19 protein-coding genes are annotated in these 23,296 nt (G+C 75.0%); 17 read left to right on the top strand and 2 right to left on the bottom strand.

Going from position 1 to position 23,296, the window contains the following annotated elements; all coding sequences use genetic code 11:
* Positions 1-42 precede the first annotated feature (42 nt).
* Positions 43-1,161, top strand: a complete 1,119-nt coding sequence (locus tag AAHH18_RS16160; protein ID WP_343302316.1) for a glycosyltransferase — start codon at positions 43-45, stop codon at positions 1,159-1,161.
* Positions 1,162-1,303: 142 nt separating this feature from the next.
* Here AAHH18_RS16160 and AAHH18_RS16155 read toward each other — a convergent pair whose 3' ends face one another.
* Both AAHH18_RS16155 and AAHH18_RS16150 read right to left on the bottom strand, forming a co-directional pair.
* Entirely contained in the window at positions 1,304-2,143 is an 840-nt protein-coding gene (locus AAHH18_RS16155; RefSeq protein WP_343302315.1) for a polysaccharide deacetylase family protein, read from the bottom strand.
* A gap of 156 nt (positions 2,144-2,299) precedes the next feature.
* Positions 2,300-3,973 carry a GMC family oxidoreductase gene (locus tag AAHH18_RS16150; protein WP_343302314.1) on the bottom strand — a complete coding sequence of 558 codons (1,674 nt, stop codon included), beginning with the start codon at positions 3,971-3,973 and terminating at the stop codon, positions 2,300-2,302.
* A gap of 212 nt (positions 3,974-4,185) precedes the next feature.
* Here AAHH18_RS16150 and AAHH18_RS16145 point away from each other — a divergent pair, with 212 nt between their 5' ends.
* The 16 genes from AAHH18_RS16145 to AAHH18_RS16070 all read left to right on the top strand — a co-directional run bounded on the left by AAHH18_RS16145 (position 4,186) and on the right by AAHH18_RS16070 (position 23,274).
* On the top strand, positions 4,186-4,506 hold the full coding sequence (locus tag AAHH18_RS16145) for a hypothetical protein (RefSeq protein WP_343302313.1): 321 nt from the start codon (positions 4,186-4,188) through the stop codon (positions 4,504-4,506).
* A complete protein-coding gene (locus tag AAHH18_RS16140; protein WP_283321184.1) occupies positions 4,503-5,426 on the top strand; it encodes a hypothetical protein in 924 nt (307 codons plus the stop codon). Before AAHH18_RS16145 ends, AAHH18_RS16140 begins: the two co-directional genes overlap by 4 nt.
* On the top strand, positions 5,423-6,715 hold the full coding sequence (locus tag AAHH18_RS16135; protein WP_343302312.1) for a peptidoglycan-binding domain-containing protein: 1,293 nt from the start codon (positions 5,423-5,425) through the stop codon (positions 6,713-6,715). Before AAHH18_RS16140 ends, AAHH18_RS16135 begins: the two co-directional genes overlap by 4 nt.
* Entirely contained in the window at positions 6,712-7,404 is a 693-nt protein-coding gene (locus AAHH18_RS16130; protein ID WP_283321186.1) for an ABC transporter ATP-binding protein, read from the top strand. The genes AAHH18_RS16135 and AAHH18_RS16130 overlap by 4 nt, the downstream gene beginning before the upstream one ends.
* Positions 7,401-8,615 (top strand): ABC transporter permease, encoded by a 1,215-nt coding sequence (locus tag AAHH18_RS16125; protein WP_283321187.1) that lies wholly within the window; start codon positions 7,401-7,403, stop codon positions 8,613-8,615. Before AAHH18_RS16130 ends, AAHH18_RS16125 begins: the two co-directional genes overlap by 4 nt.
* Before the next feature lie 162 nt (positions 8,616-8,777).
* Positions 8,778-9,602: a glucose-1-phosphate cytidylyltransferase gene (locus AAHH18_RS16120; protein WP_283321188.1), complete on the top strand. Its 825-nt coding sequence runs from the start codon at positions 8,778-8,780 to the stop codon at positions 9,600-9,602.
* A gap of 4 nt (positions 9,603-9,606) precedes the next feature.
* On the top strand, positions 9,607-10,635 hold the full coding sequence (locus tag AAHH18_RS16115) for an NAD-dependent epimerase/dehydratase family protein (protein ID WP_343302311.1): 1,029 nt from the start codon (positions 9,607-9,609) through the stop codon (positions 10,633-10,635).
* Positions 10,632-11,231, top strand: a complete 600-nt coding sequence (gene rfbC / locus AAHH18_RS16110) for a dTDP-4-dehydrorhamnose 3,5-epimerase (RefSeq protein ID WP_343302310.1) — start codon at positions 10,632-10,634, stop codon at positions 11,229-11,231. Before AAHH18_RS16115 ends, rfbC begins: the two co-directional genes overlap by 4 nt.
* Positions 11,228-12,511, top strand: coding sequence for an NAD(P)H-dependent oxidoreductase (locus AAHH18_RS16105; protein ID WP_283321191.1), 1,284 nt, complete (start codon positions 11,228-11,230; stop codon positions 12,509-12,511). The genes rfbC and AAHH18_RS16105 overlap by 4 nt, the downstream gene beginning before the upstream one ends.
* A 798-nt stretch (positions 12,512-13,309) precedes the next feature.
* Positions 13,310-14,599, top strand: coding sequence for a glycosyltransferase WbsX family protein (locus tag AAHH18_RS16100; protein ID WP_343302309.1), 1,290 nt, complete (start codon positions 13,310-13,312; stop codon positions 14,597-14,599).
* Positions 14,592-15,800: a glycosyltransferase family 4 protein gene (locus AAHH18_RS16095; protein WP_343302308.1), complete on the top strand. Its 1,209-nt coding sequence runs from the start codon at positions 14,592-14,594 to the stop codon at positions 15,798-15,800. Before AAHH18_RS16100 ends, AAHH18_RS16095 begins: the two co-directional genes overlap by 8 nt.
* Positions 15,797-17,005 (top strand): ABC transporter ATP-binding protein, encoded by a 1,209-nt coding sequence (locus tag AAHH18_RS16090; RefSeq protein ID WP_283321194.1) that lies wholly within the window; start codon positions 15,797-15,799, stop codon positions 17,003-17,005. Before AAHH18_RS16095 ends, AAHH18_RS16090 begins: the two co-directional genes overlap by 4 nt.
* Before the next feature lie 5 nt (positions 17,006-17,010).
* Complete coding sequence (locus AAHH18_RS16085; RefSeq protein ID WP_283321196.1) at positions 17,011-17,835, top strand: ABC transporter permease; 825 nt, start codon at positions 17,011-17,013, stop codon at positions 17,833-17,835.
* A gap of 24 nt (positions 17,836-17,859) precedes the next feature.
* Complete coding sequence (locus AAHH18_RS16080) at positions 17,860-21,129, top strand: galactose-binding domain-containing protein (protein ID WP_343302307.1); 3,270 nt, start codon at positions 17,860-17,862, stop codon at positions 21,127-21,129.
* Between the two features lie 37 nt (positions 21,130-21,166).
* Positions 21,167-22,054, top strand: coding sequence for a glycosyltransferase family 2 protein (locus AAHH18_RS16075; protein ID WP_283321198.1), 888 nt, complete (start codon positions 21,167-21,169; stop codon positions 22,052-22,054).
* Positions 22,051-23,274 (top strand): glycosyltransferase family 4 protein, encoded by a 1,224-nt coding sequence (locus tag AAHH18_RS16070; RefSeq protein WP_343302306.1) that lies wholly within the window; start codon positions 22,051-22,053, stop codon positions 23,272-23,274. Before AAHH18_RS16075 ends, AAHH18_RS16070 begins: the two co-directional genes overlap by 4 nt.
* Positions 23,275-23,296: the final 22 nt, after the last annotated feature.

Here is a 23,296-nt window from a genome sequence, read left to right as displayed (position 1 = left end):
ACGGCGACCCCGGCAGCGAGTACCTGGTCGAAGGAGACCACGATGCGCATCGCCCTGATCGTCCGGCACCCCGTGCTGCCGGAGGTGACCGCCGGCGGCATCCTCGACCTGCACCACCTGGCCCGGGAGCTCGTGCGCGCGGGCCACGTGCCGGAGGTCGTCGCGACGAAGTACGGCGGACGACGGCTGCTGCCCCGCCGCGCCCTGCAGCGGCTGCGGCCGCACCACCCGGCCGCCTGGGCGGACGACGCCCAGGGGTACCGGACCACGCGCTACGGCCCGTGGGCGATGCGGGCCGGCGTCGAGCGGCGGCTGGACCACGGCGACTGGGACGTGGTCGCGCTGCAGGACGTGGCCACGTTCGACCTGGTCGAGCCGGTGCACCGCCGCGGGATCCCCCTGCTGATCCGCATCGTCGCGATGCAGGAGGTCGACGAGCTCGCGCGGCGCAGCGCCGCCGACCCGCGCTTCGCCGCCGTGCTGCGCGACCCGCGGGTGCGCGTGGTCAGCAACTCCCGCTACGTCGCCGGCCGGGTCCGGGACGCGCTCGGCCTGGAGACCCCCGTGGTCTACCCGCCGATCGACCTCGGCGACTGCCGCACGACCGGGCACGACCCCGTGCACGTCACGATGGTCAACCCCCGGGACGTCAAGGGCATCGACACCACGCTCGCGGTCGCCGCGCTGCTGCCGCACCGGCAGTTCCTGCTGCAGGAGGCGTGGGCGCTCGACCCGGACGAGCGCGACGCCCTGCTCACCCGGCTGCGCACGCTGCCGAACGTGCGGCTCGCCCCGGTGACCGACCGCATGGCGGAGGTCTACCGGCGCACCGCGGTCCTGCTCGCGCCGTCCCGGGTGGTCGAGACGTTCGGGCGCGTGGCGCTCGAGGCCGCGGCCAACGGCATCCCCGTGGTCGCGACGCGCGCCGGCGGGCTGCCCGAGGCGGTCGGCCCCGGTGGGGTGCTCGTGGAACCGTCCGCGGGCCCGCGGACGTGGGCCGGCGCCGTCGAGGGCCTGCTCGCGGACCCGGCGCGGTACGCCCGCGTCGCCGCCGCCGGCCGGGCGCACGCGGCGCAGCCGGCGTTCGACCAGAGCGTGGTGGCCGCCGCGATCCTGCGGGTCGCGCTCAGCGCGGCGGGCGGGACGACGCTGGCCGCCTGAGTGCGCCGTGTGTGCCGAGTGCGCCGGATGTGCCGCGTGCGCCGGATGTGCCGAGTGCGCCTGAGCCCGTCGGCGTCTGCACGCGCAGACGCCGGGCCCCTGATGGAGGGAGGGGCCCGGCGCCGGTCGGTGGACGCGCTGGTCAGCGCATCATGTCGCGCATCATCGCCCGCACGGGCGGGTACTCGGCGAGCAGCTCCCCCGCGGTGCGTGTGCGGTAGCCGTCCGCGGCGATCCGCCGCAGCAGCGCGTCGAGCACGGCGGCGCGGTCGTGGCGGGGCAGCTCCGACGGGTCGGACGCGGTCTCCGGGTCGGCCCGGGTGTCGTGCATGAGCACGAGCGCCCCGGGGTGCAGCGAGGCGTACGCCCGGCGCACCATCTCGTCCTGCTCGCCGTGGTACCAGTCCTCCACGGAGGACGACCAGAGCACCACCCGCAGGCCCTGGCGCGCCCACCCGCGGCGCTGCCGCACGGTGTGCGAGCCGTACGGGGGCCGGAACAGGTGGATCGGCCGCCCGGCGATCTGCTCGACGACGGCGCGCGACTGCGCCACCACGCGCATGGACTCCTCGTACGGCACCTGCGCGAGCCGGCGGCGGTGGTCGCGGCTGTGCAGCGCGAGCTCGTGACCCTCGGCGACGATGCGCCGCACGAGGTCGGGGTGCTGCTCCGCGGCCTCGCTGAGGACGAAGAACGTGGCGTGCGCGCCGCGCTCGCCCAGCACGTCGAGCAGGCGCGGCGTGTGGTGCGGGTCCGGGCCGTCGTCGAACGTCAGCGCCACCACCCGGTCGAGCGTCTCGACGCCGACGAGCGCCGCGAGCGGCTGCAGGACGGGCCGTGCCAGCTCGACGACCGCGCGCCGGGGCAGCGGCCGCGGCGCGGGGGCCCCGAACTCCCCCATGTCGCGGCGCAGCACGACGCGACCCCGACCGGGGTGCAGCCGCGGGGCGGACTGCTCGCGGGGGACGAGAGGTGTCGGCATGGGGGGCCTCCTGCGCGGCGGGCCGGGCCGGGTGGCGCCGGGCGGCGCGCTCACGGTGCGTCGGCGGGGTGGGCTGGCCGGGCCAGTCTGCCCGCCTGGACGCGCCCTGGATGTCCGATTTGCGGCTTTTCACCCCATCGCCGGAACGCGGGTCGTTCACCCGAACGTGGCGAGGACCTCCTCCGCGAGCCGCGACGCCAGCGCCACGAGGGTCAGCGTCGGGTTCGCGAAGCCGCCCGTCGGGAACACCGACGTGCTCGCCACGTACAGGTTGCCCAGCCCGTGCACCCGGCAGTCCGGGTCCACGACGCCGAGCGCCGGGTCGGCGTGCATCCGCGTCGTACCCAGGTAGTGGTTGGTCGAGGAGCCGAGCACCACGGGGTCCACGCCCGCGAGCGCCGGGCGCAGCTCCCCCAGCCCCGCACGCCGGACCGCCTCGGCGACCAGCGCGTGCGCGCCCGCCGCGGCGCGGGCGTCCTCGGGCGTCCACCGCCAGTCGATGCGCAGCCGCCGGACCCCGAACGCGTCGGTCTGGTCCCCGAGCGTCACCCGGTTGCCCGGGTGCGGCGCCTGCTCCGCCTGGTGCAGCACCCGCAGGTGGTCGAAGTGCCGCGACGGCCGCCGGAACGTCGACCACCCGCCGTGGCCCACGTAGGTCGAGCGCCGCCCGCCGGAGTGCAGGGCCCGGCGCAGCACCGAGCCGCCGCCCGAGATCGCGCCCCACAGGTCCGCCGCGCCCGGCAGCCGGCGCGCCCGCAGCGCGTCCCGCACCGCGACCGCCGACCGCCGCGCCGCCGCACCCCGGTCGTCGCCGCCCTCCGGCTCGCGCTGGCTGGCGTGCCGCGGGAAGAACATCGTCGACAGCTGCGTCACGGGCTCCGACCGCAGGGCGTCGTCGCTGAGGCGCAGGTGCCCCATCACGGGCACGCCCTCGACGGTCCGCAGGTCGTACAGCGCCATCTCGTCCACCAGGGACCGGTCCGCCGGCTCCAGCACGCCGCCGTCCACCAGCGGGTGGTCCATGAAGTTCCGGCCCAGCGGGTCGGTGCCGCGCGCCCCGCCCGCGCGCTCCAGCGCCCGCCGCACGCCGGTCGAGCCGAGCATGAGCTGGGTGGTCGCCAGCCCGCCGCCCGCGAGCACGACCGTCGCCGCCCGGAACACCACCTCGCGCCCCGGCGCGCTCATCGTGCGGACCTCCGTCACGCGCGTCGCGCCCGGGTCGGTGCGCAGCTCCACGACGTACGCGTGGTGGAACACCGTGCAGGACGGGTCGCCGGCGATGGTCCGGATGTGGCGCTCCGCGAACTCCCGCCGGTCGGCGAACTGGAACACGTCCGTCGTCACCACCGCCTCGTCCAGCGGCAGGCGGGTGGCACCCGGGCGCTCCCACGGGTCGGCCGCGTACCCCTCGGGCCGCAGCCCGAACAGCTCCTGCGCGCGCCGGAAGCCGGGCTCGAGGTCGGCCGGCGTGATCGGCCAGCCGCTCCCCGGCAGCCACGGCCGGGCCTCCAGGTCCGCGTCCGACAGCGGCACCAGGCGCAGCCCGCGCCGCCCCCCGCCGAGGTCGACGCTCCACAGGTTCGCGTTCCCGCCGACCCGCCGCGTGCCGCTGATCTGGTCGACCGTCCCGAACTCGAGCCTGTCCGCGGCGAGCTGCAGCCGATCCGCCTCCGGGTCCAGGTCCAGGCCCCCGGACTCCAGCACCGCGACGGTCAGGCCCCGGGCGAGCAGCCCCAGGGCGACCGTCACGCCGGCCGGGCCGGAGCCGACGACGCAGACGTCGGCCGTGCGGACAGCTCCCGGACGCAGCGTGCGCGCGTCGACGATCATCGCCCCTCCCCCGGGTCCGTCCGCTCGCTCCTCGGGCGGACGGGGAAGTCCTACACCCTCCGCGGGTCCGCGCGGGAGGGGTGTCCGGGTGAGAACCGGGCGACCGAGCGGGACCAAGGCCCCACGGGCCGCCGCGGGGCGCCTCGTACGGTGCCCGCAGGCAGCCAGCCGCATGCCTCTCATCCGACGACGGATCGACCTCGAGGACAGACGTGCGGCACACGAGACGAACGCTCCTGGCAGCCCTGGCGACAGCCCTCCTGCTCATCTCCGGCGGCGCCACCGCCCAGGCCGGCGACGGGTTGTGCAACGCCGGCTACATCTCCGCCAACGGCAAGCAGTGCCGGCAGACGCGCTTCTACGAGCACGCAGCCGACACGAACGGCCAGCCGTACGGCGCCTACGTCACGCTCAACAGCCGGACCTGGTCCTCGACGTTCAACCGCGACCCCGACCTGCGCAACGGCGCCTGGACGGTGACGAGCGACTTCAACGACCGGATCAGCGGCTTCGTCCACACGAGCTGCGGGTGAGGCCCCGCCAGACCCGGCGACCGGCGGCAGGAGCCGGCGCAGGGCTGCTCGTGGTCGCCCTCCTCGTCGGCTGCGGTGCGAGCGACCGAGCCGCCCCGACGCCGACGACGGCGCCCGGTCTCGACCTCGGCGCGACGCTCGACAGCGCGAGCGGTGCCGTGACGCTGCCGTTCGAGCGGTTCATCGCGTCCGGCGAGGAGGAGGCCCTGTTCGACGCCGCCCGGGAAGCGCTCGTCGCCCGGTGCGCCCAGGAGCTCGGGGTCCCGTACTACGGCATCGAGCACTCCTACCCCGAGGAGTACCGCTCGGACATGGCCTGGGGTCCGTGGACCGTCGACCAGGCCGAGCGGTTCGCGAACACGCTGCCGCTGACGCCCGCGGACCAGGTCGCGAACGGGCTGGTGCCGGCGGGATCCGCCGCCGCAGACCGCTACCACCCGAACTTCGAGCTGACCGACGACCAGCGCGCCGCGGTGGAGTCGTCCTGCACCGACTCGGAGGACTACCGCTACTTCGAGCAGGTCGGCGTCGGCGACGGCCCCTGGGACGAGCAGATCGCGCCGATCTGGAACTCCCTCCCGGACCGCGACGACGTGCAGACGCTGCTCGGCGAGCTCGGCGCCTGCTACCGGGCGGCGGGCCTCCAGCCCGTGACGGGGCAGCCCTGGCTCGTGACCGCCGGGTCCTGGGAGATCAGCGAGGAGCAGGTCACCATCGCCCTGCAGATCGTCACGTGCAAGGACGAGGTCGACTTCACCCGGCGGATCGCCGGCATCGAGGCGGGCCTGCAGGCCGCGGTCGTCCTGGAGCACGCCGACGAGCTGGTGGCACAGCGCGCCGAGCTCGACGCGGCGGTGCAGCGCGCGCGGGAGGTGCTCGCCGAGAACGCCGACGTCATCCACCACGGTGCCGGGTCGTGACTCCCCGGGCCGGACGAGCCGGGGCGGCAGGTCGACGCCGGGGTCGCTGGATCGCCGTCTGGGCCGGCGCCGCGGCAGGTGCGGTCGTCCTGGCGTTCGCCGCGGGCGCTCTCGTCCGCTCCCCCTGGGACGACGCCGTCGACGCGGGGGCGACGCGCCCGGAGGTCACCGCCGTCGTCGAGCACCGGTCGCTGGTCCTCGACACAGCGGCGACACGGGGCGAGGTCCGGCTGGGCACCGACGTCGTCGTCCCGGCGCCGGCCGCGGAGCCGGTGGCCATGGTGACCGCGGTGCGGGTCGAGCCGGGGCAGCGGGTCGACGCCGGCGCCGCCCTCGCTGACGTCGCGGGCCGGCCCGTCATCGCGTGGACGCTGCCGTTCGGCCCCTACCGGGACCTCGTCCCCGGGGACGAGGGTCCCGACGTCCGTGAGATCCAGACCGCGCTGACCCGCTCGGGTCACTACGGCGGTGCCGTCGACGGCGTCTACGGCACCGCGACCGCCCGGGCCGTGGACGCGCTGTACGCCGCGGTCGGGGCAGAACCGCCTCCGCCGGGAGCGGACGCGGTCGAGGCGGCGGCGCGGACTCAGGACCAGGTGCGGGCGGCGACGGAGGCCCTCGCCGCTGCCCGCGCCGAGGACGGGTCGCCCACCGCGGGGACGACGCAGGCGGCGCAGGACCTCGACCGCGCCCGCCGAGAGGCTGCCGCAGCGGTGCTCGCGGCATCGACGCCGCTGCCGCGCGGGGAGATCGCCCTGGTGCCCGAGAGCGGGGCCGTCGTGACGCAGATCGCCGCGCTCGGCACCGACCTCTCGGACGGCGGGGTCCCGCTCGCGACGCTCCGTGCGGGCGTCCCGCAGGTCCTGGCGCGCGTGGGGGTCACGAACGCGTCCGCCTTCAGCGTCGGGACCGAGGTGGAGGTGCGCGGCGTCGACGGCACGGCCCGCGCCGTCGCGACCGTGAGCGCCGTCTCGGAGTTCCGGGCCACCGCGACGGACGCCGGGCAGGCACCGGGATACGACCTCCAGCTCGAGCTGGACGCAGCCCACTCGTTCGCCCACGAGGACGACGTGCTGCTGGTGCCCCTCGAGGGCACGCCGGCGCTGGAGGGCCTCGCAGTCCCGCTCACCGCGATCCGCGACGACGAGCACGGCGCCTACGTCCTCGTCAGCGGAGGGGCTGCTCCGCGGAAGGTCGAGGTGGACGTGGAGGGCACCGCGCAGGGATGGGCCGTCGTCTCGGGCCGGGACCTCGAGGTCGGCGACCTCGTCGTGGTGCAGATCGGATGACCGTCGTCGAGCTCGACGGGGTGACCAAGTCCTACCCCGGGCGCGAACCGGTCCCCGTGCTGCGGGACGTGGGGCTCTCGGTGCGGGCCGGGGAGCGCCTCGCGGTGGTCGGGCGGTCCGGCGCGGGGAAGTCGACGCTCCTCAACCTGCTGGGTCTGCTCGACGTGCCCACCTCCGGCCGGTACCGGCTGCTCGGGTCCGACACGTCACGGCTCCGCCGCGGCGACCGCGACCGGCTGCGGTCGGGCACCATCGGCTTCGTCTTCCAGGAGCACCACGTCCTCGGGCACCGGACGGTGGGCGAGAACGTCGACCTCGCGCTCGCAGCGTCCGGCGTGCCGCACCGGGACCGGCCGACCCTGGTCGACGCAGCGCTCCGGCGGGTCGGCCTCGGGGCGCACGTCCAGGCGCGCAGCGGGCTGCTCTCCGGGGGCGAGAAGCAGCGGCTCGCCGTCGCCCGGGCGGTCGTCACCCGACCGAGGCTGCTGCTCGCGGACGAGCCGACCGGGAACCTCGACGACGAGAACGCCGCCGACGTCCTGCGGCTGTTCCGCGAGCAGGCCGACGACGGCGTGGCGGTCGTCGTCATCACGCACTCCGCCCGGGTCGCCGCCTGGGCCCACCGTGTGCTGGAGGTCGCCGACGGCCGGCTGCGCGCGACGGCACCGCCCGCCGGAGCCCGTCCATGAGTCGTCTCGTCCGGGGCGGTCGCGTGACGTGGACGCGCGACGTGCTGCGCGACGTCCTCGTGGAGATGGGTGCGCGCCGCTCGCGATCGGTCCTGGCCGTGGTCGCCGTCGCTCTCAGCGTCGGTGCCCTGCTCGCCTCGGTGGGGCTGTCGCGCGCCGCGGCGCGCCAGGTCGACGCCGACCTCGCCGCCGCGACGCTCGACATGGTCACGGTCACGGTCGCCCACGCGTCGGGGACCGACGCGGAGGGGACGACGTTCCCCTCCGACGCGCCCGCCCGGGTGACGGCCCTGGCGCCCGTCGTCGGGGCGGGCCTGCGGATCGACGTGTCGCCTCTGCGCGCGACGTCCGTCACACGGGCGCCGGTCGCCGGATCGGACCCGCAGGACGCAGGCCTGCTCGTCTCGGGGATGACGTCGGGCTACCTCGAGGCGGCGCAGGCGGACGCCGGGCCGGGTGCGCGGTGGCTGGACCACGAGGAGCCCGTCGTGCTCCTGGGCGTCCGCGCGGCGGCCGCCCTGCACGTGCCCGTCACCGACGACCCCCGGGGCCTGAGCGTGTGGGTCGACGGACGACGCCATGACGTCGTCGGGTTCCTGGACGAAGGGCGCACGGACCTGGAGCGCGTCGTGGCGATCCCGTACCGCGGTGCCGTCAGGAGCGTCGGCGGCGACCGGGAGGCGCGGATGCTGATCCGCAGCGTCCCGGGGGCGGGGGCCGTCGTCGCCGACGTGGTCCGTCTGGCGATCAGACCCGACGCCCCAGCCGCGCTCGCCGCGTCACCGGTGCTCGACACCTCGACCGTCCGTGCCGGGGTCTCCAGCCGGCTGGGGCGTCTCGTCGGGTGGGTCGGTGCGCTGCTGCTCGCACTGTCCGTGCTGCTCATCTCGGGTTCCATGGCCGTCGGCGTGCTGACCCGGACCCCGGAGATCGGCCTGCGGCGCGCGCTCGGCGCCTCGCGCGGCACCGTCGCGGCCGTGTTCCTGGTGGAGGGTGCCGTGACAGGAGCCCTCGGCGGCCTCACGGGCGCGGCCCTGACCGCGTGGTCGGTCACCGCTGCCGCGGCCGCGAGCGGGTGGACGGCAGGGCTCGACGCGTGGTGGGTCGTCGTCGGGCCTGCTCTGGGTGCGGCCGTCGGCACCGTCTCCGCGGTCCGCCCTGCGCTGCGGGCGGCCGCGATCGAGCCGGCGCTGGCCGTCCGCTCGTCCTGAGCCTCGTCCGCGCGTGCCGGGCTGCCCGCAGGACCGTTCGGGCGAAATGTCCGACTTTCACCCGTTCATACCTGTCTGGGTGGAAATGCCCCGACTAGCCTCGGGGCCAGAGCCGGCAGTCCACGCGGCCACCACACCCCCGTCCCCCGCCCTGGAGGAGCCATGACCGCAGGCGAGCCCGACCCGGCCGACATCCCGGTGGTGATCCTCTGCGGCGGCATGGGGACGCGGCTGCGCGAGGCCAGCGAGAAGCTCCCGAAGCCGCTGGTCGACATCGGCGGCCGCCCGATCCTCTGGCACATCATGAAGACCTACGGCGAGCACGGGTTCCGCCGCTTCGTGCTGGCGCTCGGCTACAAGAGCGACCTGATCAAGCAGTACTTCCTCGACTACCGGCACCTCACGTCGGACTTCACGCTGCACCTCGGCGCGGACGGCGCCGGCTCCGAGCCCGTCTTCCACGGCACCGCCGCGAAGGAGGACTGGGAGATCACGTTCGTCGAGACCGGCCTGACGACGGCGACCGCCGCCCGCATCCGCCGCGTCGCCGACCACCTCGACGCCCCGCGGTTCGCCCTCACGTACGGCGACGGCATCGGGGACGTCGACATCACCGCCGCCCTACGCCACCACGAGGAGCACCGCCTGCTCGGCACGCTCACGGGCGTCCACCCGTCCAGCCGGTACGGCGAGATGCGCGTCGACGGCGACACCGTCGTGGAGTTCAACGAGAAGCCCACGCTCGCCGACGGCTGGGTCAACGGCGGGTTCTTCCTGTTCGAGCGGGAGTTCGTCGACAAGTACCTCGACGACGACCCGACCGTGATGCTCGAGAGCGCACCGCTGCAGCAGCTCGCCCGCGACCGCCAGCTCTCCGTGTACGAGCACGAGGGCTTCTGGATGGGCATGGACACGTTCCGTGACTGGACGGAGCTGAACGGACTGTGGGACGCAGGTCGCGCCCCCTGGAAGATCTGGGAGGACTGAGCGCGTGCGCATCCTGGTCACCGGCACCGAGGGGTACCTCGGGAGCCTGCTCGCCCCGACGCTGCTGGGCCGCGGGGACGAGGTCACCGGCCTCGACACCGGCTACTACAAGAACGGCTGGCTCTACAACGGGGTCCACGAGACGCCGCACACGCTCGTCAAGGACATCCGGCACGTCACGCCCGACGACCTCGCCGGGTACGACGCCGTGGTGCACATGGCCGAGCTGTCGAACGACCCCATCGGGGACCGCATCGGCGAGGTCACGTACGACATCAACCACCACGGCTCCGTCGCGCTGGCGTCCGCCGCGAAGCGCGCCGGGGTGTCCCGGTTCGTCTACATGTCGTCGTGCTCCGTGTACGGCGTCGCCGACGGGACCGTCGACGAGACCAGCCCGGTCGACCCGCAGACCGCCTACGCCCGGTGCAAGGCGCTCGTCGAGCGGGACGTCACCGCGCTCGCGGACGACGACTTCTCCCCGACGTTCCTGCGCAACGCGACCGCGTTCGGCGCCTCGCCGCGGCAGCGGTTCGACATCGTGCTCAACAACCTCGCCGGCCTCGCGTGGACGACGCACCGCATCGCCATGACGTCGGACGGCACGCCCTGGCGGCCGCTCGTGCACGGCCTGGACATCGCCAAGGCGATCCGCGCCGTGCTCGACGCCCCGCGCGAGTCCGTCCACGCCCAGGTGCTGAACGTCGGCGCGGACGCCAACAACTACACCGTGCGGGAGATCGCCGAGACCGTCGGCGCCGAGTTCCCCGGGTGCGAGGTGTCGTTCGGCGAGCCCAGCGCGGACAACCGGTCCTACCGGGTGTCGTTCGCGAAGATCCGCGAGGTGCTGCCCGGCTTCGACACCGACTGGGACGCCGCGGCCGGCGCCGCGCAGCTGCACCGGGTGTTCGAGCAGGTCGCCCTCGACACCGAGACGTTCACCGGGCGCGGGCACACGCGCCTCGCGCAGATCGAGCACCTGCTCAAGACCGGGCAGCTCGACCCCCAGCTCTTCTGGACGGTGAACCCGTGAAGTACACCCCCACCGCCGTCGACGGCGTGACGATCGTCGACCTGGAGCCGCGCGGCGACGACCGCGGGTTCTTCGCACGGACGTTCGACACCACCGAGTTCGAGGCGCACGGGCTCGACACCACGGTCGCGCAGTGCAACCTGTCGTACAACCACCGCGCGGGGACGCTGCGCGGGCTGCACCGGCAGATGCCCCCGTACGCCGAGGGCAAGCTCGTGCGCTGCACCGCCGGCGCGATCGTCGACGTGGCCGTGGACGTCCGGCCCGACTCGCCCACCTACGGGAAGCACGTGATGGTCGAGCTGTCCGCCGCGAACCGGCGCGCGCTGTTCATCCCGCCGTACGTCGCGCACGGGTACCAGACGCTCACCGACGACGCCGAGGTGGTCTACCAGGTCAGCGGCCCCTACGCGCCCGAGGGCGAGCAGGGCTTCCGGTACGACGACGCCGCGTTCGGCATCGAGTGGCCGGTGCCCGTCACCGTGATCTCGGACAAGGACGCGTCGTGGCCGCTGGTCGGGTCGGACGGAACGCCCGCGTCCGCGGGCGCGTCGGCGTCAGCGTCGGCGTCGGCGTCGACCGAGGTGGCGCCGTGATCGTCGTCGACTCGCTGCTGCGCGCCCGGCAGGCCGACGGCGCCCCGATCCGGGTGGCGCTCGTCGGCTCGGGGTTCATGGGCCGCGGGCTCGTCAACCAGATCGTCAACTCCGTGCCCGGCATGGACGTCGTCGCGATCGCCGCCCGCCACCCCGAGCAGGGCGTGCGGGCCTACACCGAGGCCGGCCTGACCGGCGTGGTCGAGGTCGACTCCCCCGCCGCGCTGGCCCGGGCCGCCGCGTCCGGCACGCCCGCCGTCACCGCCGACCACCGGGTCGCGATCGCGTCCGACGCGGTCGACGTGGTCGTGGACGTCACCGGCGCCGTCGAGTTCGGGGCCCACGTGGCGCTCGCCTGCTTCGAGCACGGCAAGCACCTGGTGCTCATGAACGCGGAGGTCGACGCGACCGTCGGCGCCGAGCTCGCGCGCCTCGCCGACAAGGCCGGCGTCGTCTACACCGGCTGCGACGGCGACCAGCCGGGCGTGCAGATGAACCTGCACCGGTTCGTCACCGGGCTCGGGCTGACGCCGCTGGTGGCCGGCAACATCAAGGGCCTGCAGGACGAGTACCGCACCCCCACCACGCAGAAGGCGTTCGCGGAGCGCTGGGGGCAGGACCCGCACATGGTCACGTCGTTCGCCGACGGCACCAAGGTGTCCGTCGAGCAGGCGCTCGTCGCCAACGCCACCGGCATGTCCGTGCACCGGCGCGGGATGCTCGGCCGGGACCACGACGGGCACGTCGACGAGCTCACCACCCGGTACGACGTGGACGAGCTGCGGGCGCTCGGCGGGGCGGTGGACTACGTGGTCGGGGCGCGCCCCGGGCCCGGCGTCTACATCCTGGCCACCCACGACGACCCGAAGCAGCGGCACTACCTGGAGCTGTACAAGCTCGGCACCGGGCCGCTCTACTCGTTCTACCAGCCGTACCACCTGTGCCACTTCGAGGTGCCGACCACCATCGCGCGGGCGTTCCTGCTCGGCGACGCGACCATCCGGCCGCTCGGGGCGCCGACCGTCGAGGTCGTCACCACCGCCAAGACGGACCTGCCGGCGGGCACCGTGCTGGACGCGCTGGGGGGCTACCACTACTACGGCCAGGCGGAGAAGGCGTCCGTCACGCGCACCGAGCAGCTGCTGCCGGTGGGCGTCGCGGAGGGGTGCCGCCTGGTCCGGGACGTGCCGAAGGACGCCACCCTGACGTACGCCGACGTGGAGCTGCCCGAGGGCCGCCTGGTCGACCGCCTCCGCGAGGCCCAGTCCGCCCTGACCTGACCCCGCGACAGACCCGCGTTCGGAGGCTCCGAACGTGCTCGGAGGGGTGCGCGCGCCATCGTGGTGGTCCGCGGACACCTCCGAGCACACGCGGACCTCTCCGAGAGCGTGCGGGACCTGCGAGAGCGCGCGGAACCTGCGAGAGCGCGCGGAACCTGCGAGAGCGCGCGGCACCCGCGAGAACGCGCGGCACCCGCGAAGCGCCCCACCTCCCCGAGTGCGGCCTGCCACCCCGGCACGTTCGGAGGCTCCGAACGCACTCGGAGGGGTGCGCGCGCCATCGTGGTGGTCCGCGGACACCTCCGAGCACACGCGGACCTCTCCGAGAGCGTGCGGGACCTGCGAGAGCGCGCGGAACCTGCGAGAGCGCGCGGAACCTGCGAGAGCGCGCGGCACCCGCGAGAACGCGCGGCACCCGCGAAGCGCCCCACCTCCCCGAGTGCGGCCTGCCACCCCGGCACGTTCGGAGGCTCCGAACGCAATCGGAGGGGTGCGCGCGCCATCGTGGTGGTCCGCGGACACCTCCGAGAGCACGCCGACGCCTCCGAGCACGTTCGGAGCGTCCGAGGGGAACGAGGGGCGGGGGCGGGAGGCGGTGAGCGGGGGGCGGTGAGCGGAGCGCGGGGGTGCGGGTGCTCGGGTGGGTGGCGGGTGCGGGTGGGGTGTCACCCGGATGCCAGGCAGTTCACCCGGGGTGACGGGACAAATCGGACAAATGCGCTCATAGACTCGCCAGCACGGGGGCCCGGGACACCCGCCCCGACCAGTCACCGTCCGACGCCGAGAGAGGGGACCGCTGTGCCCGCGACACCCGCGACGCCCGTGTCACCCACCGCGCTGCGCGCCCGTGCCGTGACGTTCTACCTCCCCCAGTTCCACCCCGTGCCCGAGAACGACGCCTGGTGGGGACCCGGGTTCACGGAGTGGACGAACACGGCGAAGGCCCGGCCGCTGTTCCGCGGGCACGTCCAGCCGCACCTGCCGGCGGACCTCGGGTTCTACGACCTGCGGATGCCCGAGGCCCGCGAGGCGCAGAGCGACCTGGCCCGGCGGTACGGCGTCGAGGCGTTCGTGTACTGGCACTACTGGTTCGGCGGCGGCCGGCGGATCCTCGAGCGCCCGTTCGCCGAGGTGCTCGCGTCCGGCGCGCCGTCGGTGAAGTTCTGCCTGGCGTGGGCCAACCAGACGTGGAGCGGCATCTGGCACGGCGCCAGCGACCGCATCCTGATGGAGCAGACCTACCCCGGGCCGGAGGACGAGCAGCGGCACTTCGACACGCTGCTGCCGGCGTTCCGCGACGAGCGGTACCTGCGGGTGGACGACCGGCCCGTGTTCTACGTGTTCCGACCGGAGGAGCTGCCGGACGCCGCGGCGTTCGTGGACCGCTGGCAGGCGATGGCCCGCGCGGCCGGCCTGCCCGGGCTGTACCTGGTGGCGGAGGTGTCGGACCTGCTGGGCCGCGGCCCGCGCTACACCGACGTGGACGGCGCCGGGTTCGACGCCGGCGTGTACATGCGGATCCCGGCGCGGCAGACGCGGGCCGACGTGCTGCGGATGCGGGTGGGCCGCAAGCTCGGCCGCCCCGAGGTGTACCCGCACGCCCCCGACTTCCAGCCGGCGCCCGCCGGGCTGTCCGACCGGCTGCAGCCGTGCGTGTACCCGAACTGGGACAACACGCCGCGCTCCGGTGCGCGCGGGCTGGCGGTCACCGAGTCGACGCCCGAGCTGTTCGCGCACCACGTCCGGCAGGCCGCCGACTCGCTGCAGGACCGCCGCCCCGCCGAGCGGCTGCTGTGGGTCAAGTCGTGGAACGAGTGGGCGGAGGGCAACTACCTGGAGCCCGACCTGGAGCACGGCCACGGCTGGCTCGAGGCGCTCCGGGACGGGCTGACCGACCCGACGGCGGCCGGACGGACCTCGCCCGGGCAGACGGTGCAGACCGCACCCCGGGACGGCGGAGCCCTCGAGCCCGCCCGGAGCCCCGAGCCCGCGCGCAGCCCCGAGCCGACACGCACCCCCGCGCCGTCCGCCGCCTCCCGGCCGGTCCCGGCCCGTGCCGCCGTCGCGGAGGGGGGCGCGCATGGCTGAGCCCACCCGCGCGGACGCCACGAAGGCCGCCGTCACGACAGCGGCCACCACGGACCCCACCACCGGCACCACCGCCGACCGCCCCCTGCGCATCGCGATGGTGTCCTACTACCTCCCCTCCGGCAGCAAGATCGGCGTCGGATTCCAGGCGCACGAGCTGGCCGCGGAGCTGGCCCGCCGCGGGCACCACGTCGCGATGTTCAGCGACTGCCCGCCGGTCCCCGGCGCCCCCTACGAGCACCGGCACGTCGCGATGTCCGGGTCCCTGCGCACGTTCCGGTTCGCGACCGCGCTGCGCCGGCAGGACCTGTCGGGCTTCGACGTCCTGCACGCGCACGGCGACGACTACTGGCTGTGGCGCCGCCGCGCGCCGCTGCACGTGCGGACGGTGCACGGCTCGTGCTTCGAGGAGGCCCGGCACATCCGCGGCGCCAAGGAGAAGCTGCGGATGCTGCTGCTCGGCGTCAGCGAGGTGGTCGCGTCGTACGTCGCCGACCGGGTGGTGGTCGTGTCGCCGCAGACCCGCCGCTGGGTGCCGCGCTCCCACGCGGTGGTCCCGAACGGCGTCGACACCACGCGCTTCACCCCCGCGGACGACGGCGCGCGCGCCGACCACCCGGTGGTGCTGTTCGTCGGGACCTGGCACGGCCGCAAGCGCGGGCGGGACCTGGCGGCGGCGTTCCAGCGGGACGTGCTGCCGCGGCTGCCCGATGCCGAGCTGTGGATGGTCACCCGCGACGCGCCGCAGGACCCGGGGCCGGGCGTGCGGGTGCTGGGGCGGCTGTCCGACGCCGAGCTCGCGGACGCCTACCGGCGCGCGTGGGTGTTCTGCCTGCCGTCCTCGTACGAGGGCTTCGGCATCCCGTACGCGGAGGCGATGGCCAGCGGGCTGCCCGTGGTCGCCACGCCGAACGTCGGCGCCCGCTACGTCAGCGACGAGGGCCGCGCCGCGGTGCTGACCGAGCTCGACGGCCTGGGCGCGGCGCTCGCCGACCTGCTCGAGAGCCCGGACCGCCGCGCCGACCTCACCGCGCGCGGCCTGGACCGCGTCCGCAGCTTCTCGCTCACCGCCGTCGCCGACGCCTACGAGCGCCTGTACCGCGGCGGGGCCCCGGCCGGCCGGACCACCGCCGCCCGGACCACCGCCGGCACGGCGCCCGCCCCCCAGACCACCACCGCCCAGCACGGAGAGTCCCGATGACCGACGCCGCCATCCGCGCCACCGGGGTGGGCAAGCACTACCGGATCGCCACCAGCGGGGACGCCCCGACGACCGCCGCCGAGGCGGTCGTGCGCCGGCTGCGCCACCCGATGGAGCGCCAGCAGTTCGAGGAGTTCCGCGCGCTGGACGACGTGTCGTTCGAGGTCCCGTGGGGCGAGGCCATCGGCATCCTCGGCCGCAACGGCGCGGGCAAGTCGACGCTGCTCAAGCTGCTGACCCGCGTGGCGGCCCCGACCCGCGGCCGCATCGAGCTGGGCGGCCGCGTCGGGTCGCTGCTGGAGGTCGGCACCGGGTTCCACCCCGAGCTGACGGGCCGCGAGAACGTGTTCCTCAACGGGACGCTGCTCGGCATGCGGAAGTCGGAGATCAAGGCCCGGTTCGACGAGATCGTGGCGTTCTCCGGCGTCGAGAAGTTCCTCGACACCCCCGTGAAGCGGTACTCGTCCGGCATGTACGTGCGGCTGGCGTTCGCCGTCGCGGCCCACCTGGACACGGAGATCCTGGCGATCGACGAGGTGCTGGCGGTCGGCGACGCGGAGTTCCAGGCGAAGTGCATCGAGCGGATGCGGACGGTCGCCGCCGAGGGCCGCACGGTGCTGTACGTGTCGCACCAGATCCAGACGGTCAAGGCGCTGTGCACGTCGGCGCTGTTCCTCGAGCACGGCAACCTCGTGATGCACGGGGACGTCGACGACGCGATCGAGCTGTACCAGACCAGCCGGGACCGCGCGGCGCTGAGCCAGACGGACATCGAGCGCCGCCCGGGCTCCGGCGAGCTGCGCATCACGTCGGCCACGATCTCCAGCCCGCTGTACCGGACCACCGAGCCGAAGACCATCGAGTTCCTGGTCTCCGCCAACGCGGACTACATCGGCAAGTACTTCGTGTCCTGCCACATCAACGACCGGCACGGCACCACGATCCTGCAGTGCGACTCCCGGGTCAGCGGCCTGTGGCTGGACCCGGCGCAGGAGCAGAAGATCGCGCTGACGATCAAGGAGCCCTGGCTCAAGCCCGGCGAGTACTCCGTCGACCTGTTCGTGTGCTCCTCGGGTGTGCTCGACGCGTTCGAGGGCGCCGGCCGGTTCGAGATCCACCCCGTGCTGCCCTACCCGCAGGCCGTGTCCGACGAGGGGCTCGACGCCGGCCTCGTCCTCGCCGACTTCGACTACGAGAGGCGGTGACCGCGATGGCCACGCGCGCGATCGTCATCACCCCGCCCGGCCGGCTGCCGCTGCCGTCCGTCCGCGAGCTGTGGGAGGCCCGCGAGGTCTTCACCCGGTTCGGCACCCGGGACCTCAAGCTGCGCTACCGGCAGACGGCGCTCGGCGTCATCTGGGTGGTGCTGCAGCCGCTGCTGAGCGCCGGCATCTTCTCGGTCGTCTTCGGGCAGATCGCGAACCTGTCGAGCGACGGCGTGCCGTACTTCGTGTTCTCGTTCGCCGGGATGCTCGCGTGGACGCTGTTCAACGGCATCGTGTCCCGGGCGGCGCCGTCGCTGGTGAACAACCAGGCGCTGGTGTCGAAGGTGTTCTTCCCCCGGATGCTGGTGCCCCTGTCGTCGGTGCTGTCCGTGCTGGTGGACTTCCTCGTGGCGTCCGCGCTCATGGTGGTGCTGCTGCTGGTGTACGGCGTGCAGCCGGGGTGGGCGATCGTGACGCTGCCGCTGTGGGTGCTGGCGGTCATCCTGCTGGGCTCCGGTCTCGGCATGGCGTGCTCGGCCCTCATGGTGAAGTTCCGCGACGTGGCGTACGTGGTGCCGTTCGCGCTGCAGACGCTGCTGTACGCGAGCCCGCTGGCGTACTCGCTGTCCGAGGTGGGCGAGAGCATCCGCTGGCTGTTCGACATCAACCCGCTGACGTGGGTGCTCGAGGGCTTCCGCTGGGCGCTGCTCGACCTCGCCCAGCCGGCCCCGTGGCAGATGGTCGCCACGGCCGTCGTCAGCGTCGTCGTGTTCGCCGGCGGCGCCCTCGTCTTCTCGAAGATGGAACGTGGCTTCGCGGACGTGATCTGACGTGCCGGCTCCGAGGGGGACGACGTGACCAGCACCGTGGGCTCGAGGCCGGGCGGGGACCGTGGGCGCGCGCGCTGGGCGGTGGCGGCGGTCGTCGTCGCGGGCGCCGTCGTCGCGACGGGCACGACGGTGGCGCTGACCCGCGACCGGGAGGCCGCCGTGTCCGCGACCGGTGAGGACGCCCCGCCCGCGGGCGTCCCGGCCGCGCGGATGTGCGGCGTCGCGGACCCGGGGCGGTTCGCGGCGCTCGCGGCGGACGCCCCGTCGGTGGAGCCGACCGCGCTGGTGCCGGACCTGGTCGCGTCGGGTGGCGGCGAGCCGGCGGGCCTCGAGGCCGTGGGCGACCACGTGGCGACGCTGGCCCGTGCGGACGACGGCGACGCGGCCGTGGTGACCGTGTGGTCCCCGGACGGCGACGCCGAGCGCGTGGTCACGGTGACGGCGCCGCGCGGGGGCTCCGCGCCGGACACGTTCACGCTCTCCCCCGACGGCGACGTCATCGCCCCGACCGGTTCCGCGGACGGCCGGCAGGTCGGGTCGTGGACCGAGAGCGACGAGCCGGCGACGGTGTGGGACCTCGCGGACGCAGGCGACGGCCACGTCATCGACGTCCTGCCGTTCACCGCGGACGACGACGACGCGGTGGCCGCCGTGGCGTTCGAGCGCTCGCGCACGCTGGTGCTGCTGCACGCCGACGGCACCGTGTCCGACGGGCCCGAGCTGGCCTGGGACTGGTACCCGCGGTTCTACCCGCAGCCGGACGGCACGCTGTTCGTGCTGAGCGACGCCGACGGCGAGTCCTCCTACACGACGCTGACCCGCTACGACGCGGAGGGCAGCGTGCTGCTGCAGGTCGGCGGCACCATGACGACCGACTCCGGCAACGGGCGCGCGCAGACCCTCGACCACCCGTCCGGCGTGGCCCCGGCCCCGGACGGCGACGGGTTCCTCGTGTCGGGCCCCACCTGGCGCGTCGTCGAGATCGGGCCGGACGGGATGTGGCGCGGCATCGCGCTGTCCGGCGAGGGCCAGGGGTCGACGTTCCGGCTCGCGGACCACACCCCCCTGACCCGGGCGGGCGACGACTACTACTTCCTGTCCCCGGCCGAGAGCGGCGGGGTGCAGCTCAGCCGCGTGTCCGCCACGGGGCTGCGCACCCTGCTGGATGCGCCGATCACCTGGAACGTCTCGGTGTCGGGGACGACCGACAAGCTGGGCTACGGGGCGGGGCTCGCCACCGACGCGACGTACGACTACTTCGCGGACGGGCAGACCCCGGCCGTGCACGCGCAGTTCGACCCGTGGTGGGGCACCGTCGCGGACGACTACGAGGTCCGCTACGAGGTCAGCGGCGACCCGTGGGCGCAGCCCGCCGTCGAGACCGTGAGCGGCACCGTCGCGATCCCCGAGGGCGGCGGCGAGGTGCCCCTGGACCTGCCGGCGGCCCGGCCGGGCCCGTACCAGGTGCACGCGACGCTGGTCGAGAAGGCCACCGGCGAGGTCCGCACCGCGACGTGCCTGCGGTACGCGGTCGGGGCGCCGGGCGCGACGTTCGACCCGGACGGCCTCGCGGACGGCGCGGACTGGGGCGGCGCCGGCCCGCTGCGCGGCGTGCAGCTCGCCGACGAGCTCGGCCTGGGGACGCACCGCGTGCAGCTCGACGTCGCGGGCATGGTGCCGGAGGACGCGGCGCCGTCCGTCGGCGCGCTGAACCTGTCGGCCATCCCGGGCGCGACCGAGGACGACCCGTTCGCCGGGCTCGCGGCCGCGGCCACCGAGGCGGCCGAGCGCGGCGTGAACCTGTACGTGCAGGTGGGCGAGGCGGACGAGCGCGCCCAGCAGGCCGTGGCCGACGGCACCTGGGGCGACTGGGTCACCGCGATCGTGACGGCGGTGCACGAGGGCGCCCCGGACGTGCACCTGTGGGCGCCGTGGAACGAGCCGAACAACACCGGCTTCGGGGACGGGGCCTCCTACGTCGAGCAGGTGCTGGAGCCGTTCGCGGCGGCGGTGCACGCGATCGACCCGCAGGCGCGGGTGATCGGCGGGAACGCGCTGAACGTCGTCGTGCCCTGGTACCGGCAGGCCGTGGACGCCGGTGCCTGCGACTCCTGGGACGTCGTGGGCATCCACCCGTACACCGGCTTCAACCGGTCGTGGGACGAGGAGGGCGATCAGGGCCCGATCGGGCAGATCACCCAGCTGCGCGAGGTGCTCGCGGCGTGCGACGACGACGTGCCGGTGTGGAACACGGAGTCCGGCTGGTGGTCCGACGGCCCGGCGAACGAGTGGGGCCAGGCGTACGACGTCGCCCGCACGTCGCTGTGGCAGAGCGAGCTCGGCGTCGACGCGTGGATGTACTTCTTCAGCGAGGGCGGCTGGGGCGAGGGCAACAACACGTGGTCGCTGGTGCAGGTCGGCTCGTTCGTGAAGCCGGGCGCGCTGGCGATGGCGACGGTCGGCGACCTGCTGGCCGGGCGCCCCGCCGCCGAGCAGGCCGACGTGGAGGACCCGACGGTGCGCGCGATGACCGTCGGACCGGTGCCGGGCGCGGACGACGGGCCGGCCGCCGAGCCGCTGCTGGCGGTGTGGACGCTGGACGCCGTCACCGACGTGGCCCTGCTCGCCGACGAGGACGCGTCCGTGACCGTCACCGACGTGTACGGCGGCACCCGCACGGTGGACGTCGCCGCCGGGGAGTCGACCCGGCTGCGCGTCACCGGCGCGCCGCAGTACCTGTCCGCGCCGGCGGGCGCCGGGCTGCGGGTGGCGGCGCTCGACGGCGGGACGAACCTGCTCGCGGACGCCGACGTCACCGCGTCGTCCACCTCCGCCGGCGACGTCGCGACCCTCGTCACGGCCGCCGGCGCCCTGGCGGACCCGTGGCGGGCCGGCCCGACGACCGACGGCGAGCCGGACGTCAGCCCGTGGGTCACCGCGACGTTGCCGGAGGCGACGACCCTCGACCGGGTGGTGGTCGGCTCGGCCGGCATCCGGTGCTGCACGGCGGGCCTCAAGGACGCCGTCGTCGAGGTCGAGGACGCCGACGGCGCCTGGACCGAGGTCGGCCGCGTCACGGGCGCGTTCCTCGAGCGCACCCACGTCGTGCGGTTCGACCCGGTCGAGGCGACGGCCGTGCGCGTCACCGTCCCGACCACCGAGCAGCGCGACGTCACCATCCCCAGCGCGAACTACGGCGGCCAGACCGGCGGCCTGCTCCCCGCGTGGGAGCCGGTGCGGCCGGAACCGACCTGGCCCGTCTCCCTCGTCAGCCTCGCCGCGTACGGCCCCTGACCCCGTCCGACCCGCTCCCGCCGACCAGGAGGTCGCCATGCCACCCCGGGCCACCGTGGGGATCCCCGTCTACAACGGGGAGAAGTACCTGCCCGCCGCCCTCGACTCCGTGCGCGCGCAGGACGAGGAGGACATCGAGATCGTCATCTCGGACAACGCCTCCACCGACGCCACCGAGGAGATCTGCCGCGCGGCGGCCGCCGAGGACCCGCGCATCCGGTACGTCCGGCAGGCGGAGAACCGCGGCGGGCGGTGGAACTTCAACCATCTCGTCGAGCTCGCGCGGGCGCCCTACTTCACGTGGGCCGCCGCGGACGACATCCGGCGCCCCGCCTTCGTGCGCCGGTGCCTGGAGGTGTTCGCCGACTCCGACCCCGCGACGGTGCTCGTCTACCCGCGCACGCAGATCATCGACGCCGGCGGCCTGGTCACCGAGGACCTCAACGACGCCGACCTGGCCTGCGACGAGCCGACGCCGCACGAGCGGATGGCGCACTTCCTGCGGGCGCAGGCCGCCCACATCTTCTACGGCCTGCACCGCACCGAGGCCCTGCGCAGCACGCGCGGCATCCGGCCGACGGTCGGCAACGACCTCGTGATCCTCGCGGAGCTGGCGTGCCGCGGGCCGTTCGCCCTGGTCCCGGAGCAGCTGTTCCTGCAGCGCCGGCACGCCGAGCAGTTCTCCGCGCAGGGCCAGGCGCAGATCGCGTGGCACGCCCCGAAGGCGTCCGTCCGGTTCGCGTTCCCCCACACGAAGGTCAGCGTCGAGCTGGTGCGCGGCGTGCTGTCGTCGCCCCTGGACGCCGCCGAGACGGCCCGGTGCCTGGCGACGATCCCGGTGGCGTGGACGCTGCCGCGCTGGCGCGGGCCCGCCGCGGACGTGTGGGCGGCGCTGGGCCTGCAGCCGCGGAGCTCGCGGCGGTGAGCGCGGTGGCGGGAGGCGCGACGGCGGACGCGGCTCCGGGGGGCGTCCCGGCCGCCCGGGTCCCGGAGGTGCACGTCCTCACGCCCGGGGACCACTTCTCGCCCCGCACGGGGTCGGCCATCCCGACGGTCGTCGACGGGCTGTGCGCCGCGCTGCCCGCCGGCACGGCCCCGCGCCCGCGCGTCGTGGTCGCCGACGGCACCTACCCCGACCGCTACCCGAGCGCCGAGGCGGTGGGCTACCCGCAGGCCGCGGCGCGGCGCACGGACCGCTACCTGGACGCCGCCGCGGGACGGCTCGGCCTCCCACGGCCGGGCGTCCGCCGGACGCTGCGCCCGACCCTCGCGGCGCAGGACGACTGGGACCCCGGCGTGGTGCTCGCGCACAACGCGCCGCAGCTCGTGCCGCTGGTGCACGAGCGGCACGCGGCCGTGCTGTACGCGCACAACCTGCTGCTGCGCACGTACTCCTCGCGCGAGGCGGACCGGGTGCTCGGGCGCGCGGCGGCGATCGCCTGCGTCAGCGCCGCGCTCGCCGAGCAGACCGCGGCGCACCTGCCCGCGCGGCTGCGAGACCGGCTGCGGGTGGTGCCCAACGGGGTCGACACCGCACGGTTCGCCCCGCGGGCCGACCCCGCGCGCGGCGACCGGCTGCGGGTGCTGTTCGTCGGCCGGATGATCCCCGACAAGGGCGCGGACGTGCTGGTCTCCGCGGTCGAGCGCCTCGGCCGGGACGACGTGGCGCTGACGCTCGTCGGCTCGCAGAACTTCGACGCGGGCGCCCGGCCGTCCCCCTACGAGCGCGACCTGCGGGAGCGGGCGGCGGCGCTCGGCGACCGGGTCCGGATGCTGCCGTTCACCGCGCGGGCCGAGGTCGCGGAGCTCTACCGGCAGGCCGACGTCGTGGTGGTCCCCTCGCGGTGGGCGGAGCCGTTCGCGCTCACCGTCATGGAGGGCATGGCGTCGGGCGTGCCCGTGGTGGCGTCGGCGGCCGGCGGTATCCCGGAGGTGCTGGGCGACGCGGGCGTGGCCGTGCGGCCGGACGACCCGGACGACCTCGCGGCGGCGCTCGAGGCGCTGGCCGACGACGAGACGCTGCGCCGGCAGGTGGGCGCGCGCTGCCGCCGCCGGGCCGAGGCGCGCGACTGGCGCTGGGCCCGCGGCGTGCTCGACGGTGTGCTCGCGGAGGTCGCCGGTGTTTCACCCACGCCGGTCGGGTGAACCTCTTGCACCAATTGTCCGT

Source organism: Cellulomonas olei (assembly GCF_039548315.1).
Classification (GTDB): Bacteria; Actinomycetota; Actinomycetes; order Actinomycetales; family Cellulomonadaceae; genus Cellulomonas.
This window is presented reverse-complemented; position numbering and strand designations above follow the sequence as displayed.

Coding starts and splice junctions, on each gene's coding strand:
- AAHH18_RS16095 (WP_343302308.1), top strand. CDS start 14,592: ATGGCTGAGCCCACCCGCGCGGACGCCACGAAGGCCGCCGTCACGACA.
- AAHH18_RS16090 (WP_283321194.1), top strand. CDS start 15,797: ATGACCGACGCCGCCATCCGCGCCACCGGGGTGGGCAAGCACTACCGG.
- AAHH18_RS16075 (WP_283321198.1), top strand. CDS start 21,167: ATGCCACCCCGGGCCACCGTGGGGATCCCCGTCTACAACGGGGAGAAG.
- AAHH18_RS16150 (WP_343302314.1), bottom strand. CDS start 3,973: ATGATCGTCGACGCGCGCACGCTGCGTCCGGGAGCTGTCCGCACGGCC.
- AAHH18_RS16155 (WP_343302315.1), bottom strand. CDS start 2,143: ATGCCGACACCTCTCGTCCCCCGCGAGCAGTCCGCCCCGCGGCTGCAC.
- AAHH18_RS16130 (WP_283321186.1), top strand. CDS start 6,712: ATGACCGTCGTCGAGCTCGACGGGGTGACCAAGTCCTACCCCGGGCGC.
- AAHH18_RS16125 (WP_283321187.1), top strand. CDS start 7,401: ATGAGTCGTCTCGTCCGGGGCGGTCGCGTGACGTGGACGCGCGACGTG.
- AAHH18_RS16085 (WP_283321196.1), top strand. CDS start 17,011: ATGGCCACGCGCGCGATCGTCATCACCCCGCCCGGCCGGCTGCCGCTG.
- AAHH18_RS16160 (WP_343302316.1), top strand. CDS start 43: ATGCGCATCGCCCTGATCGTCCGGCACCCCGTGCTGCCGGAGGTGACC.
- AAHH18_RS16120 (WP_283321188.1), top strand. CDS start 8,778: ATGACCGCAGGCGAGCCCGACCCGGCCGACATCCCGGTGGTGATCCTC.